Origin of the sequence: Rhodopirellula sp. MGV (assembly GCF_002251265.1) — a bacterium.
GTDB lineage: Bacteria > Planctomycetota > Planctomycetia > Pirellulales > Pirellulaceae > Stieleria > Stieleria baltica_A.
Genome location: NZ_NPDI01000050.1, coordinates 34,521 through 54,433, shown reverse-complemented (window position 1 = coordinate 54,433; position 19,913 = coordinate 34,521). Strand labels below are relative to the sequence as shown.

Sequence of the window (19,913 nt, the reverse complement as noted above, 5' to 3'; positions counted from 1 at the left end):
GAAGGAAATAATCTGCTAGGAGTTAGCTGCGACGGAATCGTCGGTCGCAGCGGGATCAGTCCCGGAATCTTCTGAGGCCGGATCCGTCGTGCCATTTTCTTCCATCAAGGCCTTCTCTTCCTCGGCCTTCAACCGACGGGCTTCCATCCGCTCGGCGTAGGTGGTCGGCTTCCACAGAAACTGAAAGACGAAGTCCATCCGTTTCGGTGTGAAGAACTGCGGTTCCGCATCCGGATCCGGTTCGGCAGGTGCAGCGGCCGGACCGCCAGAAAACCCGCCGGGTCCCGTTCCGGTCGTCAATGGCGGCTCGTAATCGGGATTCGGAATTTTCACTTCATACGCATCTTCGACGTTCAGCATCAGCGGGTAGCTGATCCCCAGTTCCGCAGGCGTGTACTCGTCGATGTCATTGGGATCGTTTGGATTGGGCAAACGGATCACACGGTTTCTGACATCATCGGGCAGCTTGCTGGGATCACGAAACGCGGTCGTCAGATAGCGGCGCGTATGGTTGTTCCCTTCCAAACCGATTTTCGCACTGGAATCGTCGTTGAAGTAGTGGAACCCTTGTAGTTCGATCACCCAAGCGGGTCCCGTCGGCGGCTCGATCGTTACGCCAGCCGCTTTCTCTTCCTCAGTCAACGGCACGTTCATGACTTTTCGCCAGTCAGCGTCTTCGTCGGTGAACCGTTTGGTGCGTTTTTCGAACCACTCCGTCAGCGAGGCCTCGTCGTAATATTTCGTTTCGAACGACGTGATGTGGAAATCGATTTGCTGCTCGTAAGGCAATTCCTTTGGCGAAGGCAGCTGGCCATCGGGATAGTTGCCACGTGGGATGATTTGGTTGACGCCACGAATCAACTCCATCCACAACACTCGCTTATCCGCGTCACCAGCGATTTCTTCGCCGACGGCGTTCAAGTACGTCAATGTTTTTTCAAGATCGGCGTCTTGGCTGGTGTGTTCGTCAGCGTACTTCGCCATGTTTGCGACGGCGGTGTTTGACGATTTCCAAATGTCTTTGTGGCTGGTCTGCCAACTGTGCTGTGTAAAGTAAAAGTTCGTCGACAGGCCGAACATTAGGCAAGCCAATCCGGCGACCGTCCAAGGCTTTTTGGCCCGGATCATTCGCTCGGTAATGATATCCTGTGGCACCAAGCTGGCATGCATCTGCGATTGGCCGAGACCTTGCAAGCACAAGCCATAACAGACAGCAAAGGTCGTCGCGTTGTCGCGGAACGCGGGCATCGACAAGACGTCTTCGCCACCCAGACGGTTGAAGCGATCCAACACGTGAACGTCGAAGCCCAAGTTTTTGCCAAGATAGGCCGCCAAACCTGGCATTTTGACGGTGTTGCCGGTCACCAGCAACTCGCCGATATCCGCCTTGCGATCGATACTGCGGAAGAACCCGATCGAGCGTTGGACTTCGGTAACGAGGTCGTTAAACACGGGACGCATCGTTTGGAAGATCAGCTTCGGATCGACCGCTTCGCGGGCATTGCGTTTGATGTGTTCCGCTTGCGCGAACGTCATCTTGAGGTCTTTGGTCAGCTGGCGGGTGAAGTGGTTCCCGCCGATCGGCATGCTACGCTGCCAAATTCGAAACCCGTTGGTGACAATCAAGTCTGAGCTATCAGTGCCGATAGACAGCACGACGCTTGATTGTGGCGGATCGTCGGAATTAAACACCTCGCCTTCGAGTCGCTCATTCATGCGATCGTAAGCGACCATGTTGTAGAGTGCGATCGGGGCAAGCTGAACAACGTCGACTTCCAAGTTCGCGTCATTGAAGGGCTGCATTTGACGCTTGGCTTGCTGCTGCTTCATCGCGAACAGGCCAACTTCACAGTCCAGTGCATAGCCGTCTTCGACCATGCTGCCGGGCATCATCTGGTAATCCCACACGACCTCGGACAAGTCGAACGGGATCTGTTGGCGAGCTTCGTAACGGACCAGGTCAGCGATCTTTTTGACTTCGACCGGCGGCGGCTTGAAAAACTTCGAAAGACCGCTTTGTCCGGGGACACTCATGCAGATCTTTTCATTCATCCCGTCATTGCGCTCGATCAATTGATTGAGCGCTTCGGCGATCATTTCTTCGGGATCCGCTTCGGGCTGGCTGAGGATCTTGGGGTACTCGATCAGATCAAAGGCGTCAGCGACGACTTCGTCATTGACCAGCGAGCAACGCAGTGCTTTGAGCGCTGACTGGCCGATTTCGATTCCCCAAACCGATGAACTTTTTGCCATAGTGCTGAATGCAAGGAAAAGTGGTGACGATGGACGTCGAATAGTTTTGCCGTCGCAAACCAGCTATCGCGGCTCAGATCTTGCGATCGAACCGCGACCACTGAAAAGCGAGCTACCCGAAACCCCTTCCTGTAGGGTAACGAGTCTCCTTCGGTGGTCGTGTCCGCCGACGGGTCAAAACACCGGCGACCACTAGTTTAACGATCGAGAAGCCAATCCCTTGGGGTCGTTCTGCATTGAATTGTGGCAGATTTCTAAGTCCCCGTGCCTTTGATGTGTCAAAAAACACTGGCACAGGCCCCTCGTCGTCCTCTGAAGGTTACTCACATTAACTGCGTGACTCCACGACAAGCCTCCTCGGAGCATCAATTTCCAGGGTGAAAACTGGTGCGACTGGGCTGATTGATGCAAATTTCGGTACAACCGGAAACGGATTCGGTCCTCCCCCGGGCAAAAACCTACGATCACCCCACCCGGCTGTCGCTTGGGACCAGTACACTGGCATTCCCAATCACGATCTGGCATTCCCCATCACGATCACGCAAAAAAACGGAGCATTCGAATTCGGGGTATCGCTCCAGGGCATGGCTACAGGGTAACGCTTCAAAGCACGGCACCCTGCCGCAGCAGTGTTTCCCATGATGTGACTGATTGGTAAATCGAGAAGCCCGTGGTCCGCCCGACGCCCCGTGGCTCGACGACCGGTGATTGAACGGCCGACAACTGGCACGCCCCCCGCAATCAACTCGCGGGGTTGCTTCGGTCGATGACCCACGTAGTCTATCCACAGCTGGCAAAGGCTGTCCGCACGCAGTCTATCCGTACGCAATGGCAAGCGTCAAATTTTCAGACGTTTCGAGCTTCCCCTTCGGCGTCTTCAACGCGACTCAAGTTTAACTTCCAAGGTCATCGATGGATCCTTTTGACGAGTGCTCCGTTCTCCTTCCCTCGGCAACCTTAGACGACTTCCCAACCGGCGGCTCTGACACGGACGCCCGCAGCTTGCTCGCCGGATGGACGGTGCTGTGGCATCCACAGTTGCTTGCCCGCACCGAGCAGCTGCCCACGTGGTACCGCGCCGATGTGGCGCCGACTCCAGACGGGCCTCGCGTCGTCGTCGTTCCGGATTCAAGTCAGGGGATGGTGCCTGCCGAATACCGTCGCAAGTGTGACGCGAACCCCAATTGCATTTGGGTGGCTGGCGCCGATCGTGCCGAGATGCTAAGCGTGCTGGCGATCGATTCGCAAGCGTCTGATCTGCAACCGCTTCAACATGAATCACGCACAATCGGCGTCGAAGATTTCTATGCGGCCGGATACCTGTCGCTGCAAATTCAGATCATGACGCGACGACTGCGTTACACCAGCAACCTCGACGAGTTGCACCTGCAATCGCGTATTGTTGCGGCGGCAAAGGCGTTCTGCGATCGAGATGCTGCCGGAACAGCCGAAGCACTGCATGATGTGTTCGATTGCTTGAGCGAAGAACGCGACCACTATTTCACCAGCGATCCACACTTGGTTGACCTGACGCTGTTGACACCAAAGGTACTGCGAGACTCGATCGAATCAGGATGGCTGGACCGCTTCAATGAACTTGCCCGATGTGAAAACGAATCCGCCGGCATCTTGGGAACCCCGCTGAACGTTTTGCTGGATGGTGATGTCGCATCCGCGATCGTGAACGATGCCTCGGAAAAAGGCGACGCGTCAATCCTGGCCCCCTTCGTCGAAGCCCTGGGCAAAGACTCCGTCGGCTGGGCGGGCGGAGGATCGGCGAGCGATCCCGAATCCGAATCCAACTGCTTGGACGCGATGACGATGGCGCACGCGATGAGCTCATTCCGCGAAGGCAGCGTGCTGGCTGAGCAAGCCACGAAACAACCGCCCGTTGTTTATGCGCGTCTGAGCGGCAGCACACCGGTCGACTTGATCCCGTCGCTGACCGCGATCGGATATCGCGGCGTGATCCCCATGGATTTTTCAGGCGGCACGGGCTACGGCGAAGAATCCAAACTGTTGATTCGCAGTGGCAATATCGAGATCGAAGCGTTGACGGCGAAACCGATCGACGCGTCCAGCGATGCGGCTTACCTTTCAATCGGTGCCCACATGGGTGAAGCGATCGATGGCGGCGAAGTTGCCACGGCACTCTTGGTTCATTGGCCGGACAAAGTTTGTGACAGTCACCGCGATTTACTCCGTGCTGCGTCATGGAGCCTCGCGATGGGCCGCTTCTGGCGAATCGATCAATACTTTACCGAAGGCGAACGCCCCTACCATTCCGGCCACCTGAATGCCGTCTCCCCCGAAGCGGCAGACGCGATCGTGCACCAGATCACAACCGCTTCGTCGCCGAATGAACAGCTTGCCAATTTGGCCAAGTCGTTTGTCAATTCGGTTCGCGATGAAGCCGCGCAAGTGACGCAATCCATTGCCGAATTGGTGCGTCCGGCACTCGTTGACCAAGACCAACGACAATCGCCCGTTGAAAAGATCGCCACCGCGATCGGCGAAAACGCGACCGGAACGGACGAGCCAACCGAGGACTTGGTCTGCTTCAACCCGCATGGTGCTGCGACACGCTGCCAAGTCCAACTGGGCGGAGCTCCCGATGATGCGGACTACATCTATGGAAACTCGGCGGCTCGATCGATAAGGAACATCAAGAATGCCTGTGATAGCACCATTGATGTGCCTGCATTCGGATTCACCCGTCTGCGTGGCGGAAACGCGATCAAAGGCGCAGGGCTACTGAAACGCTTCACGGGTAAAGCGAAAGACATCGCCGAAACCGCGGTCTTGAAAAACGAGTTCATGGCGGTCTCCATCAGCGAAGAGTCCGGCGGTGTTTCGGGCGTCTATAGCGCGTCGCGTGGTAACCGGATGTCGATGCGGTTGAACGTCGGCGAAACCTTGGCCGGCGGTCGCGATGGCGGTCAAATGTTGTGCCGCGAAATGAAAACGGTTGAGTCTGGTCCGGCGAAAGGTGTGATCCGTTGCCGGGGCGATCTCTGTCGAGCGGATGGAAAACCGATCGCCGGGTTCGAACTGCAGTACACAATGCATCGCGGCAGTCGATTCCTGCATCTCGACGGAACCATCCAACCACGGGAACCGTTCCCCGATGCGGAAGGCCTGTTCAAGCGAGCATTCAGCGTACGGACCGCGGTCGCGGGTGAAGCGTCCGTGTTGCGTGCACTTGTCCGGGACAAGCTACACTCCACCAGTTCACGCCGTTTGGTATCGCCGCTCGGTGTACTGATCGATGAAGCGGAAAAGCAAACCTTGGTCTGCGGATACGGACTGCCGCTGCATCGCAAAGTCGGCGACCGGTTTCTGGATACGGTCATCGGCGTCGCAAGCGCAGACCAAAAGCCATTCAGTTTTCAACTCGCGTACGGGTTTGATTGCCCGAACACGATTGCGGCCGCACGCAGTTTGATCGCACCGCCGTTTTCGATTCCGCTGAACGGATCTTCAAATGGTAAAACGCATCAAGCTTGGTTGCTGCACACCGGATCGCCGGACGTTCATGTCACCCAAATGCAAACGGCCCGGCGCAGTGACGGTCGACTGGCATGTCGCATGACGTTGGTCCAGACGAAAGCCAAAACAGCGAAAGCCAAGCTGCAGTTTGCAACGCATCCTCATGCGGCGTTTCATGCCGACCCGAGTGGCATCGAACGCGTCTTGGACGAATTGCCCGAAACGGTTCGATGCGAAGACGGCACCGTGTCACTACAACTGACTCCGCATGAGGCGGCAGACTTGATCGTGGTGTTCGATCAATAACGCCGCATCGGACAAGTCAGCATCGCACTGGACATGCGGCACTAGTATTTGCGATAGAGTTTCATCGCGAGCTCGGTCATGTTTTCGACCTTCATCTTCTCGATCACATGCTTGCGATGTCGATCGATCGTTTGATAGGTCACCGCATGAAGGCTGGCCAGCTTGCGGGAGGGAATCCCCAGCAGCAGTTCTGGAAGCACCTCGCGTTCTTTGGGCGTTAGTTTTCCAAAGCAACTGCGGATTTCACAGAGCGAGTCTTTGCCATCGCTATCGGTGCGAAAAGCTTCTTCGACCGAATCGATCAACGATCGACGATCGAGTGGTCTGTTGACCAAATCGGTGAAGCCACTGCGGACGGCCAGTTGGAATGTCTTCCGTGACTGGTCTGCCGAAATGCCCACCATCGAGAACCGTATCCCGTGGTCTGCGAAGTGCCGAACTTGATTCAAAAGCGTTTCGCGTTCGTGGTCGAAGTCGACCAACAGGCATCCCGGACGAAACGAACTGAGTTTCCGGAAAACCTGCTCCCATGAACTGACTTCCCTGCATTCAAAGGGAAGCGCATCCGGAAGGGAAGCGATATTGAAACGGTCATTTTGTAGAACGACAGCGAACGGTCGGATGCCGAGCGAAGCACCCATCTCCTGACTTGCTTTGATCATGATTGCCCCTAGATCGAAACAAATAGAATCGCGATTGTTTAAGTGTTTTTTATGGCAAACCTAATCGCAGATTGAAGGAAAAAACGAGACGTCCGGCTGCGTTGCCCAGTGCCGCCAGTGCCCCTAACGGTTGAATGGGACAGTAGCCGAGGAGACTTTAGAAAATCTAGATCAATTTGTAGAAAAAACTCCGGCGTATTGTGCGCGAGCGACATTCACACCGTGTTTTGCACGCCGGCCAGCGTGAACACGAGCGGCGAACACATCAAAAAAGCCCGCCAAACACCGGTAATCACCAGTATTCGGCGGGCCAAGTTTGTTCCCGCGATTGCATGACGGAAACGAATTCCGCAGCGACGCTTACTTACTGAAGCGATAGATGCACTCGCCGCGTGGGCTGTTGGTCATGTAGTAAACCTCGCCCGACTCGTCTTCGCCAAAAGCCAATACAGGAATGCTGTCTGGAATGACTTCTTCGTTTGATGAAACGGTGCCGGCATCGGCGTCGTAGGAGAGGGCCCAGATCTTGCCGGTGACATAGTCCGCATACAAGTACTTTCCAGTCAGCTGATCCACACGCGAACTGTTGTAAACGCGTCCGCCGGTGATCGAACGCCCGATGCGGTGATCGTATTGCCAAACCGGATCGATGGGATCGCTGGTGCCTTCGACGCTTGCACGGTTGCCAAATGCGTTGGTGCCTTCGCGGTTGCTCCAACCGTAGTTTCCGCCTTTGGTGACCAAGTTGACTTCTTCCCACAACTCTTGTCCGACGTCAGCAACCCACAGGTTTCCGGTCTTGCGATCGAATGCCAAACGCCATGGGTTTCGGACGCCATAAGCGTAGATTTCAGCCTGGCGGTCTTTTGAATCGACAAAGGGATTGTCGGCGGGAATGCCGTACGCCTTGCCATCCGCCTTGCTGTCAACGTCGATACGCAGGATTGATCCAAGCAGCGTGTTCAAGTCTTGGCCACTGGCTTTGGGGTCATTGCCCAGTCCGCCGTCACCAAGCCCGATGTAAAGGTATCCGTCGGGACCGAACTCCATGCTGCCACCGTTATGGTTTTGGAACGGTTGCTCGATCTCCATCACGATGCGTTCCGATTCAGGATCCGCTTCGTTCGGATTATCAGCCTTCATCGTAAATTCGCTGACGACGGATTTCAGTTCGGTCGGGTGCGTGTAATAGACGTAAAACTTTTGTGTCTCTTTGAAGTTCGGGTGCAAGGCCAAGCCCAACATGCCTTCTTCGTTTCCGCCGGGCCGTTGCCAGTCAGCGACGTTGCCACGTTTGTCCAACACCAAGTGGCTTTCGGTTACGTCAGCCTTGTTTTCGAAGGCCCAGACGGCACCATACTGTGACGCGGCGAACAGACGATTGGTCCCATCACGCGATGGAGTCAGTTCCAGAATACGCAAAGGACGAAGGCGTCCGTTGTCGTCCACTGGTTCCCACTGGTCCCATTTCAGGTTCGGAAACGCGAGTTCGCCTTTGAGGCCCAATTGACCGTCGATTGGTTGTGGGACGGAGCCGTCATCGTTCAATCGGCGAACTTTGATATTGCGGTAGGAGACCATGTCGCCGTGGTCTTGCAGACAGATGTGGCCAGCCTTTGCTTTGCCAAATCCTTCGAACTGCGAGAACTTGCTCTTCGCGACACGACGGTTCCAGTCGTCACTGCCAATCTTAAAGGTGTAGTACCGAACACCGTTGACGCAGACTTCGCAGCCATCGGGTGCGATTCTGACGTAAAGCTGGTTCCACTCCCCAGCCGGGCGCGTTGCATCTGCAGTTTCGCCATTGGAACCATAGGCAGTGCCTGGACGATAAAGCTGGTACAACCAACCGGCCTTTTGCGGGTCGTGTCCATCAACGTTGTCTTGGACCTGGATTTCTGGACCGCTGAACCAAGGCTGGCCGCCGTCTTCGGTGACATGGAACATCAGACCGCTGTTCCCTTCAGGACTGATCTTGTAGTCGATCAGCATTTCGAAGGCACCGTATTCTTCTTTGGTGACGATATCGCCGGCACCGCCTTGGGCACGGATCAGAACGCCGTCTTCGACTTTCCAGCCGTCGCTGATCGAATCTTTTTTGTAGTTGCGCCAGCCGTCGGTCGATTCACCGTCGAACAGCAATTGCCAACCGCTACGTTTTTCGGCTTCACTGAGCGTGTTGACTGCCGTTTCGGCGCGGGCAATCGAAGTCACAAGGGAGCTGGCCGCTAGAACGGCCGATGGCAACACGCGACGAAACAGTGTCGTCCGCGCTGCCGTGATCGAAAATCGCATGTCTGAATCACCGATACAGAAAGGGAACATGAGGGGTTGAAGCAAGCGGCCCATTATCGCCGAAATGCCCGTCACCACAACAATCGCAGCCCTGAAATGGCATAACGAACCGACAAAAAGCGGAGTATGGCACGCAGGAACGTCGACGTCGCGGCTGATGGGAGTGGATTGCAAATTGCAAATTGAACAATGCAAATTGAACAACGCAAAGTTGCAATTGAAGGGGGGGCGATCCATCCGAACGCGATCGCGTGCCTATTGGGCATCGGTAGTGGACGAAGCGATGAGTCCCCAACGCGGGAATGACGCTGTCGCGTTTCGGTTGAGGAGGGCGCGAACGCTTTACTCCGCTAGCCGTTGGCGTCGTTCCATGTTGCCCAATCTTGGGTTACCGCAAACATGGCGTCTGTGATGGTGGTCAAGTCGTCTTGCCCAATCACCAAGGGCGGAGTGGTGTAGATACAATCCCCAAAAGGTCGCAACCAGACGCCTCGCTGAGTAAACGCGTCGCGCAACCGATCGACATGATCCAATCGGTCCACTTGAATCACCCCAATCGCACCTTTAACTCGTACATCAACGACTCGGTCAAGCGAGCGGCAACGTTCGAGCTGCTCGGTCAACTGCTGCTCAATCTCGTGAACTTGCTGCAGCCGCGGCTCGGTTTCGAACAAGTCCAGTGAGGCGTTCGCGGCGGCACAGGCCATGGGATTCGCCATAAACGTTGGACCGTGCATCAATGCTCGTCCGGCATCGTCGTCGTAGAACGCCGCAAACACATCGTCACTAGCGATCGTCGCCGCCATCGGCAGCATGCCGGCCGTCATTGCTTTGCCGATGCACATGATGTCAGGCACCACCTCGAGATGGTCCACCATAGCCTGTTCAATCGCAAACATTGATCCAGTGCGCCCAAACCCTGTGGCCAATTCATCACTGATCAACAAAACGTCATGCTTGCGACAGCACGCGGCAATCGCCTGTAATGTCTCGACGCTGTGGAACCGCATCCCACCGGCGCCCTGAACCAAAGGCTCGATAAAGACGCCTGCCAAGCGATCGCGATGCTGTGCAATCAACCGTTCAAACTGTTCGATCGCTGTTGGCGTGCCGGGCAAATCGCAATGCAACTGTTGAAGTAATCCGTCGCCGAAACTAGCATGCATGCTGCGTTTCGGATCGCACAGCGACATCGCGCCGGTCGTATCGCCATGGTAGGCATTGTGAAATGCCAAGAACTGCGTTCGCGACGACTGGCCATGATTTCGCCAATAGCCGATCGCCATTTTCATCGCGACCTCGACGGCTACCGATCCGCTATCTGCAAAAAAGACACGGTTGAGATCGCCGGGCAGCAGCTTGGCCAAGCGTTCGGCGAGTCGCAATGCAGGTTCGTGATTGATCCCGCCGAACATCACGTGTGACATCCGGCGGAGCTGTTGATCGATCGCGTCAATGACATACGGGTGACTGTACCCATGACAGACCGACCACCAGGACGCCAAACTGTCAATCAGCGACCGCCCATCGGCGAGCTCTAATCGGACGCCTTCGGCCGCGACAACCGCAGCCGGGAGCGGCGCGGTCTTCATTTGGCAATAAGGCATCCAGATGTGTTCGTAACCGATGGATTGCCAATCCGGCAAATCGCTGCTCATCGCCGACTAGCTACTGATGTTGACGATGTCGTTAAAGAACACGAACACCATGAGCGCGAGCAGCATTAAACCGCCTGCGAGCGTCAACCGGAACTCGATCTCTTCGTTCACCCGGCGTCCACGGATCGCTTCATACATCAGGAACACCATGTGACCGCCGTCGAGAACGGGAATGGGCAAGAAGTTCAGGATCGCCAAGTTCATACTGAGCATCGTCAAGAACAACAACTGCGACGAGATCCCACGTTCGGCCTCATAACCGGCAACTTGGAAAATCCGGATCGGTCCGCCGACCATGTTCGCAGCGACTCGGCCGGTGACCAACATTTTCAAAAACCGGAAGACATCGCCCATCCGGATCTTGCCTTCGCGAATCCCTAAGTTGACCGCTTCGCCAAAGGTCTCTGCCGTACGGACGGCACTGTAGGGAGCCAAGACAAACCCACGATCAAACCGAACCTGATCGCTATCTGATCCGACCTGGATCGTCGATTCGATGATTTTTTGGGTGTCACCGCGTGAGCACAGCAAGCGAAATTTGGTCCCGACCGGCAACGTTTGGATCGATTCAAAAAAGCCCCAAGAGGTTTCTTTGTTGCTGATTTTCCAGGGCTTTGACAATTGCTCGACGACCATGTTGAGCGGTGCCTTGCTGTATTCGGCGGGAAAATCATTGTCCGTCACCAACACGACTTCTTTCAAGACATCGCCGGGCTGCGGTTGGTCACCGTCGACCAACATTGACTTGTCGAACGAAGCAATGGTCGGACTGATTTCGAAAGCGAACCCGTATGCGTTGACCGCCGCAATGTGTCGAACGCTGTCGAGTGGCTCGCTGGTTTGCAGTGCGTCGCTGGGAGTAATCGAAATCGATTCTTCAGCACCGTCGCGTTGAACCGTCAAGTTAACGGGTTGTTCGCCGGCGAGTTTCAGAAGCAGGCTGCCAACGTTCAGCTCTTCGATTCCGTCAGCCGCGATGACACGGTCACCGACTTTCAAACCGGCTTTTTCCGCAGGTCCACCTTTGACCAAAGCAGTCACAGGTCCAGGCTGGATGCGGATCCCAACCCATTTGTTGGTTTGGGCAGGCAACGTCACTTGGTGTTCTGTACCATCGGTCCGCTTGACGACCAACTCGATTGCCTCACGCGGGTGCGTGTAGACATAATCGAGCAGCGGTAGACTCGGTACGGCGGTGTTTTGATCGATCTCGGTCCCGTTGAACGAAACGATCGTGGCACCACGGTCTTCTTCCGTCAAAACGCTGTCGGCGGCAGACTTCGGGACAGCGACCTCTTGTTCGCTAATGACAGCGCGATGTGCCATGCCGACACCGATCAGCCGGTGATTCTTTTGCCCAGGCACCGACATCATCGGCAAGTCCAACGAGCGTGTTTCGTCACCGTATTTCAGCGTCACCGGCAAAGCTTGATCACTGTCTTCGAGTCCCGAGTGCAGGACTTCGAGTTTCATGTCGCGGAAACGCATTTGCGAGTCCGACATACCGGCGACCGAAACAACTTGACCGCCTGGTTCCAGGTCCGCTTGCCAAGCCGGACCGCCAGGAACGACGCTGCCCACGATCGTTGGCGTATAGGGCACGCCATACATGAACGCGATTGCGGCGAACATCACGCCGGTGATGACGTTCATAAATACGCCGGCACTCATGATGATCATTCGCTGCCAAACCGGCTTGGCAGGCAGACTTCGCGGGTCAAACTCTTCGGACAACTGCGGCGCCGCCTCGTCATCGCCGTCTTCGTTTTCGAAGCCTTCCTCGTCGTTTTCGATTTGCTTGGCTCGTTCCGATTCCTGCTTCAGCTTCCGCGGATCGTCGTCTTGGCCGAGCATTTTGACGTAACCGCCCAACGGAATCACGCCGATGCCATACTCGGTTTCGCCGTAGCGGAATTTGGCCAGCGAACTGGGCAGCTTGATCGGGCCAATTTTGAGTGGCGGGTCAAACCCGATATAGAACTTTTCGCACTTCACGCCAAACGTCTTGGCAGCCACGAAGTGGCCTAATTCGTGGACGAAGATGACCACACCAATCCCCAAAGCGACTCGGGTCCACAGTAATACTTGTGCCCAAAAAACCTCCATTCCGGAGGGTTCCGCTTCAGCCAGCAGGAGCAGCAGGTCGGTTAGCATTGCGATGTCTTATGAATTTACAAACGGGTGGATCGGACGCACCGGCGGCAACAGGTGGCGAGTTTACCGATCGCGGCAAATAGTGTGATTATTCAAGCAAAATCGGCCACTGGCCACTAGGGCGGGCCGGCTAAAGCATTCATCGGGATTCGCTGACGGGTCGTGTTTCTTTGCAAAACACGTTCTTGATGACCAAATTCCCGTCTGGATCCGAATTGTTCCGGCAAGCATTTTCGCAGGATTGCCAGTCTGGGCGTAGACCAATCGGTCTAGTTTAGACCAACCGCACAACGACAGGCTTCCTCTCGCGCCCACCGATCCAATTCCAAAAGCCTGGAAAGCGTCGGGGCGGATTCGAAGTCATGGTTTTGCAGCACCTTTTGGCAGGTCGGGACAATTTCGGTGAAGCGGATTTTTTGGTCCAAGAAAAGTCCCACTGCGATCTCGTTCGCCGCGTTAACCACCACTCCGGCGGTTCCGCCGACGCGAGCCACCTCAAAACCGAGCTGCAGCGCCGGGAATCGATCCAGGTCGGCGGGCAGCAAAGACAATTCCGTCGCTTGGGTGAAATCCATGTCGGGTGCGGGGCAAGGAAGTCGACGTGGAAAGGTCAATGCGTACTGAATCGGCATCCGCATATCAGGAGGACTCATCTGCGAAAGCACCGATCCGTCATCAAATTCGACCATCGAGTGAATGATCGATTGCGGATGAATGACGACTTCGATTCGATGTGATGGAATGTCGAACAGCCACCTGGCTTCGATAATTTCCAACGCTTTGTTCATCATCGTCGCAGAATCGATGGTGATTTTCGGCCCCATTTGCCAAGTCGGGTGGGCCAGCGCATCTTGAGGAGTCGCGGCTTCCATCTCGGCGCGTGTGGCAGACCGGAACGGGCCGCCACTGGCGGTGAGGATCAATTTTCGGGGCGTGGCGTCGGCGCTGGCGATACACTGAAAAATTGCCGAATGCTCGCTGTCGACTGGAAGTAGCGATGCCCCCGATGCGGCGAGCTTTTTCTGGACGAGGTCACCGGCGACAACCAACGTCTCTTTATTGGCCAAGGCGACACGTTTTCCCGCGTCGACCGCGGCAATTGTACTTTCTAGCCCCGCACGTCCGACGATCGCAGCGACCACCACATCGACCTGGGGATCTTCTGCGATTTCGACCAGCCCGGCGGCACCGAATCGAAAACTGTCCTCCCCAAGGGTGGGGCCTGAAAATCGATCGCAGGCGTTTTCTAAGGAGATCGCCGAGGGATCGGAAAAGATCACTCGCTCCGGCCCCCATCCGGCGTCGTTGGCTTGTCGAACGACGTCGGCCAATGCATCGAGATTGCGATGCCCCGATGCCGCCCACAATCGCCAGCTCGACTGCGGATCTCGCTCATTGAGGTTTCGAATGACATCGACGGAGGCCGTTCCGATGCTGCCGGTACATCCCAGCACGGCTACATTTTGCGTCGTGCGTGGATTTTCGGACAGGCTTTGACTTTTGGTCGGACTTGGGGGTGCGATCTCGCTCACATCCATCGCTGCGGTAGGGGAAAATGGAATCGTCGTGGGGAGTGTTATCATGGATCATGCGGTCCGTCAGTACGACCCGACCTTTCGTCACAACGGAATCCCGCCTGGGTTGTCTCTGTTCCGGCCAAGCCGAACAATGGGGCGACGGATTTCTTTAGTCGCCTAGGCTTGTCTAAGATTCATCGTTTTTGCGGGCTCGCGTCGCGACGGTGGTTCCTCACGCGGTGCGGATCGTTGGCCATTTTCCCCGCCGGTGTCAATCCCGGCATGGTTTTTGATGGCCAATTCGACTCGGCTGAGCCTCGATTCGCGCGAACCCACTTCGCACGAACGATGGGCGTTCGAAACTCCACACACTTCCTTTCTCGTTTTCATAAATTCATGAGTGACAAAAAACGTTCCGGTCGCGATTCGGACGGCAAGGAAACAAAGGGCGATAGCCCGTCGCGCGAAACCCGTGGCGGTGGAGTCTGGTTGGTCATTATCGCGGTCGTCGTTGCGGTGATGTTGAGCGCGATGATGTTCAACAACAACGAGATCGCGATGCCTTATCCGGTTCTCGAACGGTTGCTCGAAGCACACGCCGACGCCAAAACCGATCCATCGCTGGAACCGCCAACCGTAGTCATCGACGCTCCCAATCATTCGACGGAGACCTGGGAGTTTTCGAATCTCAAACGCGTCGAACTTGGCGAGAACGAAATCACAGGAGTGGTGATGTGGCGTTCGCTCAGCACCACGCCTCCTCAGGACGAAGAAAACCCTCCGACTCAGAAATCGTTCCGCACGATTCGTGACCGCAACGAAACACAAGACGCTCGGATGGACCAATTGGTCGCCCAATCGGGGGTCACTTGGGACAACGCGCGACCGAATACCTTCCTGGCAGACAACTGGTTCAATCTGTTGATGCTGGTCGCGATTATCGCCATCGGAGCGATTATGTTGCGCCGAATCGGCGGTGTCGGATCGCCGATGTCCTTTTCGCGGAGCCGCGGGAAACTTCACGGGCAAGAAGACCTGTCGATCACGTTTGAAGACGCGGCGGGAATTGATGAAGCGGTCGAAGAAGTCCGCGAAGTCGTCGACTTTTTGAAGAACAGCGAAAAGTACCAAGCACTCGGCGGGCGAATTCCCAAGGGTGTCCTGTTGGTCGGACCTCCCGGCACAGGGAAAACGCTCTTGGCAAAAGCAATCGCTGGCGAAGCCGGTGTGCCGTTCTTTAGTTTGTCCGGTAGTGACTTCGTCGAAATGTTTGTCGGTGTCGGTGCGGCACGCGTGCGTGACATGTTCCAACAGGCCACCAGTCGCGCCCCTTGTATCATCTTCATCGATGAACTCGATGCCCTCGGTAAAAGCCGCTCGGGCAGTGTTGTCGGGGGACACGACGAACGCGAACAAACGCTGAACGCTCTGCTGGTCGAAATGGATGGGTTCGATTCGAACAACGGCGTGATCGTTGTCGCCGCGACCAACCGACCGGAAACGCTCGACCCCGCCTTGCTCCGCCCCGGCCGATTCGACCGCCAAGTATTGGTTGATCGACCTGACGTTGCCGGCCGCGAAGCGATCCTGAAAGTTCACGTCAAAAGCGTCAAGCTTGGCGATGACGTCGACTTGCGACACATCGCGTCAATCACCAGTGGTTTTGTCGGTGCAGATTTGGCCAACTTGGTCAACGAAGCGGCTTTGCTGGCTGCGCGTGCCGATAAATCAGCCGTCAACACAACCGAATTTGACGAAGCGGTCGACCGAGTCACCGCCGGTTTGGAAAAGAAGAACCGTGTGATGAACGAGGACGAGAAAATCCGCGTCGCGTACCACGAGGCCGCACACGCATTGGTCGCAGCTGCACTGCCTAACACGGATCCCGTTCATAAAGTCAGTATCATTCCACGCGGTTTCGCCGCACTCGGTTACACCATGCAACGTCCCGAGTCAGAACGTTACCTGATGACCAAACTGGAACTGGAAAGCCGGATGAAGGTTCTGCTGGCAGGAACGCTGGCCGAGGAAATGGTTCTGCAGGACATCAGCACCGGGGCTCAAAATGACCTGGAACGCTGCACCGAAATCGCTCGCAGCATGGTGATGGATTACGGGATGAGCCGCCTCGGGCGAATCAACTATCGACGTAGCACCGGTTCGGCGTTTCTGGCTGGCGGTGGTGGCAACGGCCACACAACCAGCTATGGCGAAGACACCGCGAAAATGATCGATAAAGAAGTCTCGCGGATTGTCGAAGAAGCCCTTGGACAAACGCGAGATATCCTCGCCCAACGACGCGAGGTTTTGGAAGCGATTACACAGCGGTTGTTGGAGGTCGAGGCGATCGACAATACCGAGTTGTTCCGCGTGATCGAAGAAACCTCCACCGGACCTTGGTTGGTCCCAGGAACGATCACCGAAAAACCTCGCGCCCAGATTCGCAAACCGGAAAATGATTTGGATACACTAAAGGACGCGAATTAACGCCTCCTTCCCCAGTGATTCACTTCCATGCGTAAACTGCTCTGTTTATTCGGCCTTGTGGCCACCAGTTTCGGTTCAATATCGACCACCCAAGCACAAACCCCGTCGTCGATTGGGCGAATCGAAATCACGTCTCCTGAAATGGAGCAGTTCGTCGATGCCGGCACCAAAATCGAAGTGCTGGCCGGCGGGTTCACTTGGACCGAAGGCCCGGTCTGGATCGAGGACGATGCCGGCGGACACCTGTTGTTTTCTGATATCCCACGAAACAGCATCTTCCGCTGGTCTGCCGCGAAAGGCATCGAACTCTTCATGAGCCCCAGTGGCTATACCGGGGTGACTTACTATGGATTGGAACCTGGCAGCAACGGCCTGGCACTCGATCCGAAAGGCCGCTTGGCGATGTGCGAACACGGTGACCGTCGGGTTTCGGTTCTGACACACGGTGGTGGCAAACGCACCCTGGTCGATTCGTACCAGGGAAATCGCCTGAACAGCCCCAACGATTTGGTTTTCGATCGTGCCGGGAATGTGTACTTTACCGACCCACCCTACGGGCTTCCTGAACGCGCCGATGACCCACGGCGTGAGTTGGATTTTTGTGGCGTCTATCAATTGGACACTGCAGGCCAATTGCATCTGCTAACCAAAGAGATGACACGTCCAAATGGGATCGCATTGTCCCCCGACGAATCCGTGCTCTACGTAGCGCAGAGCGATCCTCAGAACCCAATTTGGAAAGCTTTTCCAATCGTCGACGGCAAGCTTGGCGAAGGAAAAGTCCTGCATGATGCCAAGTCAGCGATGCGTGATTTTCCTGGACTGCCAGACGGGATGACGGTTGCCAAAGACGGCACCCTGTTCGCCAGCGGGCCAGGCGGAATCTACGTGATTTCGCCCGATGGAAAGTTACTGGGGCGAATTCTGACCGAGGGCCGAGTGAGCAACTGCACCTTCGATCGCGAGCAGAACTACCTCTACATGACAGCCGACGATTTTCTGTGCCGCGTTAAAGTAAAGTAATTGGGATCGGCGGGTTTGGCGATTACTGTACACTATCGGGGGGCCATGCCGCCTCGAAGTGACAAGACGCACTGTACTATCCCAAACAGGATCGCATTCGATGAAGCTTTCGACCTCAGGCCTTCTCGCACGACGCGGCGGCCTTGGCAACATTGTGGGTTGGTTTATCCGAGTCGTGATTTATGACATTTGCATTACCGGGATCTCTGACATCCTTGGTGTGCCACGCATGGTCGCCCTCGTCATCTTTTTGGGAATCCTAGGTTTGATCGCTTTGGGCGGATACATCATGCAAAACAAATATGCATCCGGCACTGCGGATCGAGATTTCTAACTCGATCCACTGAATATTCAGTAGGTTAGAAAATGGATTTTCAAGTCAATCACGCACCGACGTTTTCTACCCTGCAATTTGAATTAGACGAAGGCGAATCGGTCATCGCTCAGCCCAATAGTATGCTGACGATGACTGAGGGCATTCGTCTTTCAGCACGCGCTGGACGCAACGATCCCGGTGCTCCGACCGACGAAGTTGCGGCGAGACTGCCTCGCCGACATTCATGGTTCGGTGGTTTAAAGAATCTTTTGACCGGCGAAAACTTCTTCACCGCCGAGTTCACTGCGAACGCCGATTCCCAGCAAGTCGTGCTGGCACCCGAAAGCTACGGTGATCTCGTCGCTTTGGAATTGGCCGAAGGAACCGGATTTTATCTAACAAGCGGTTCGTATCTGGCAAATGTCGGGGCCACATCGCTGCAGATCAAGTACGGTGGGCTGAAGTCGCTCATGAGCAAAAAGGGGCTGTTCTTGATGCATGCCACTGGCGTCGGTCACGTATTTTGCCAAAGCTTCGGAGCGGTCGTTCACCGGCAGCTCGAAGATGGCGAATCACTGTTTGTTGACAATCGGTTTATGATCGCATTTTCAGATACAGTGACCTACAAACTTGTAAAGGCGACCGACAAGGTCAGCGATTCACTGATGTCCGGTGAAGGGCTGATCAACCGATACACCGGGCCAGGACACTTGTACTATCAAACGCGAAGCAAACCATCCGGCGGCATCCTGTCGACGTTGATTGACGCAGCGTTTTGACGCCACTGGTTCTGGTCGCGACCACACATCGGTGCAGTTTTTGCAGTGTCTCCGGAAGACGCCCAACGGCGTCCGCGCGGCTGATTTGCATCACCGACGGCGGATGCGTTAAGTTGACCTTTGGCCTCTGCCATCAACAATTCATCAGATCGGCATACCTCACGCCGGAAATGGAGGTCACCTGAATGATCTACGATCCCTTCCTGTCACGAAAACTGACTGGACCTCATGCGGTACTCTTTGAAAAGTCCCTGGGCCTAATGCTGGACATTTTCAGAGACTGCTTCCAAAACCCGGACGAAGAACAGATTTGGGTGTTCGGTGTCGGCATGTTTGATCAGCTGCTCTGGCGCGAAAAACTCGGACTGTTGGTCAAAGTCGGACGCTTGGCGTTGCGTGGGAAAGGCGACGCGTGCGAGTGGGGAATGCTCGAAAAAGCCGCCTGCTACAGTGTTTACCAACACATTTACCAACAGATGGAGATCGAACAAGACATCTTCATCATGGAAAGCCGGTCGCATGGCAGTGGTGTCTGGGACGAGGATGGCCCAGAACAGCAGCTTGCACTCGACGAATACCGGTCATGGACGCAATTGATCGAATCAGCCTTCTCTTCCGATGCCCGCGAACAAGGCATCGACGAAGACGAGATCCGCGAACAATTGCATTTCGACGATGAAGATAGCTTGGATCACTATTGGATGATCATCGATAAACTGTCAGATCGTTTGATCGGTGATCGAGATTTCGAACTCGCAGATCAGATGCTCGACGCAGACCCTGCATCCGCTTTGGAAGTCAAAGAGAAATTAGGCATCGGCAACGATGACTACATTGCGACCGTCGAAGAACTTTCGATGGCACAAGCCGAAGACGCTTTTGATGAACTCGCGCAGATGTCGAACGCATCGTTGCTGTTCCGTCGCGACCAACAAAGCTAATCCGTTTCGTCGGCGACATTCGAACTGACGCAC

Annotated in this window: 12 protein-coding genes; 6 read left to right on the top strand and 6 right to left on the bottom strand. The window is 55.5% G+C overall.

The window, feature by feature from the left end; genetic code table 11:
- Positions 1–15 precede the first annotated feature (15 nt).
- Positions 16–2,253 carry a type IV pilus assembly protein PilM gene (pilM, locus tag CGZ80_RS18075; protein WP_094417014.1) on the bottom strand — a complete coding sequence of 746 codons (2,238 nt, stop codon included), beginning with the start codon at positions 2,251–2,253 and terminating at the stop codon, positions 16–18.
- A gap of 912 nt (positions 2,254–3,165) precedes the next feature.
- Here pilM and CGZ80_RS18070 point away from each other — a divergent pair.
- Entirely contained in the window at positions 3,166–6,048 is a 2,883-nt protein-coding gene (locus CGZ80_RS18070; protein WP_094417012.1) for a hypothetical protein, read from the top strand.
- 41 nt (positions 6,049–6,089) lie between these two features.
- On the opposite strand, the gene CGZ80_RS18065 is transcribed toward CGZ80_RS18070, so the two are convergent.
- From CGZ80_RS18065 to dxr, 5 genes are all read right to left on the bottom strand, one after another.
- Positions 6,090–6,710, bottom strand: coding sequence for a LuxR C-terminal-related transcriptional regulator (locus CGZ80_RS18065; protein WP_094417010.1), 621 nt, complete (start codon positions 6,708–6,710; stop codon positions 6,090–6,092).
- Between the two features lie 360 nt (positions 6,711–7,070).
- Positions 7,071–9,035, bottom strand: coding sequence for a family 16 glycoside hydrolase (locus CGZ80_RS18060; protein ID WP_233148503.1), 1,965 nt, complete (start codon positions 9,033–9,035; stop codon positions 7,071–7,073).
- A gap of 320 nt (positions 9,036–9,355) precedes the next feature.
- The gene (locus CGZ80_RS18055) at positions 9,356–10,663 is read right to left on the bottom strand and encodes an adenosylmethionine--8-amino-7-oxononanoate transaminase (RefSeq protein WP_094417006.1); all 1,308 of its coding nucleotides are present in this window, start codon (positions 10,661–10,663) and stop codon (positions 9,356–9,358) included.
- Positions 10,664–10,669: 6 nt separating this feature from the next.
- Complete coding sequence (locus tag CGZ80_RS18050) at positions 10,670–12,817, bottom strand: site-2 protease family protein (protein ID WP_094417004.1); 2,148 nt, start codon at positions 12,815–12,817, stop codon at positions 10,670–10,672.
- A gap of 269 nt (positions 12,818–13,086) precedes the next feature.
- Positions 13,087–14,400 carry a 1-deoxy-D-xylulose-5-phosphate reductoisomerase gene (gene dxr, locus CGZ80_RS18045; RefSeq protein ID WP_233148502.1) on the bottom strand — a complete coding sequence of 438 codons (1,314 nt, stop codon included), beginning with the start codon at positions 14,398–14,400 and terminating at the stop codon, positions 13,087–13,089.
- A 453-nt stretch (positions 14,401–14,853) separates the two neighbouring features.
- On the opposite strand from dxr, the gene ftsH reads away from it, so the two are divergent.
- From ftsH to CGZ80_RS18020, 5 genes are all read left to right on the top strand, one after another.
- Positions 14,854–16,821, top strand: a complete 1,968-nt coding sequence (ftsH, locus tag CGZ80_RS18040; protein WP_409994554.1) for an ATP-dependent zinc metalloprotease FtsH — start codon at positions 14,854–14,856, stop codon at positions 16,819–16,821.
- Between the two features lie 27 nt (positions 16,822–16,848).
- Positions 16,849–17,844 (top strand): SMP-30/gluconolactonase/LRE family protein, encoded by a 996-nt coding sequence (locus tag CGZ80_RS18035; protein ID WP_094417000.1) that lies wholly within the window; start codon positions 16,849–16,851, stop codon positions 17,842–17,844.
- Between the two features lie 100 nt (positions 17,845–17,944).
- Complete coding sequence (locus CGZ80_RS18030; protein WP_094416998.1) at positions 17,945–18,178, top strand: hypothetical protein; 234 nt, start codon at positions 17,945–17,947, stop codon at positions 18,176–18,178.
- A gap of 32 nt (positions 18,179–18,210) precedes the next feature.
- Positions 18,211–18,939, top strand: a complete 729-nt coding sequence (locus tag CGZ80_RS18025) for a TIGR00266 family protein (RefSeq protein WP_094416996.1) — start codon at positions 18,211–18,213, stop codon at positions 18,937–18,939.
- Between the two features lie 185 nt (positions 18,940–19,124).
- A complete protein-coding gene (locus CGZ80_RS18020) occupies positions 19,125–19,880 on the top strand; it encodes a hypothetical protein (protein ID WP_094416994.1) in 756 nt (251 codons plus the stop codon).
- Positions 19,881–19,913: the final 33 nt, after the last annotated feature.

Coding starts and splice junctions, on each gene's coding strand:
- CGZ80_RS18050 (WP_094417004.1), bottom strand. CDS start 12,817: ATGCTAACCGACCTGCTGCTCCTGCTGGCTGAAGCGGAACCCTCCGGA.
- ftsH (WP_409994554.1), top strand. CDS start 14,854: ATGTTGAGCGCGATGATGTTCAACAACAACGAGATCGCGATGCCTTAT.
- CGZ80_RS18025 (WP_094416996.1), top strand. CDS start 18,211: ATGGATTTTCAAGTCAATCACGCACCGACGTTTTCTACCCTGCAATTT.
- CGZ80_RS18030 (WP_094416998.1), top strand. CDS start 17,945: ATGAAGCTTTCGACCTCAGGCCTTCTCGCACGACGCGGCGGCCTTGGC.
- CGZ80_RS18035 (WP_094417000.1), top strand. CDS start 16,849: ATGCGTAAACTGCTCTGTTTATTCGGCCTTGTGGCCACCAGTTTCGGT.
- CGZ80_RS18055 (WP_094417006.1), bottom strand. CDS start 10,663: ATGAGCAGCGATTTGCCGGATTGGCAATCCATCGGTTACGAACACATC.
- CGZ80_RS18060 (WP_233148503.1), bottom strand. CDS start 9,035: ATGTTCCCTTTCTGTATCGGTGATTCAGACATGCGATTTTCGATCACG.
- CGZ80_RS18065 (WP_094417010.1), bottom strand. CDS start 6,710: ATGATCAAAGCAAGTCAGGAGATGGGTGCTTCGCTCGGCATCCGACCG.
- CGZ80_RS18020 (WP_094416994.1), top strand. CDS start 19,125: ATGATCTACGATCCCTTCCTGTCACGAAAACTGACTGGACCTCATGCG.
- dxr (WP_233148502.1), bottom strand. CDS start 14,400: ATGATAACACTCCCCACGACGATTCCATTTTCCCCTACCGCAGCGATG.
- CGZ80_RS18070 (WP_094417012.1), top strand. CDS start 3,166: ATGGATCCTTTTGACGAGTGCTCCGTTCTCCTTCCCTCGGCAACCTTA.
- pilM (WP_094417014.1), bottom strand. CDS start 2,253: ATGGCAAAAAGTTCATCGGTTTGGGGAATCGAAATCGGCCAGTCAGCG.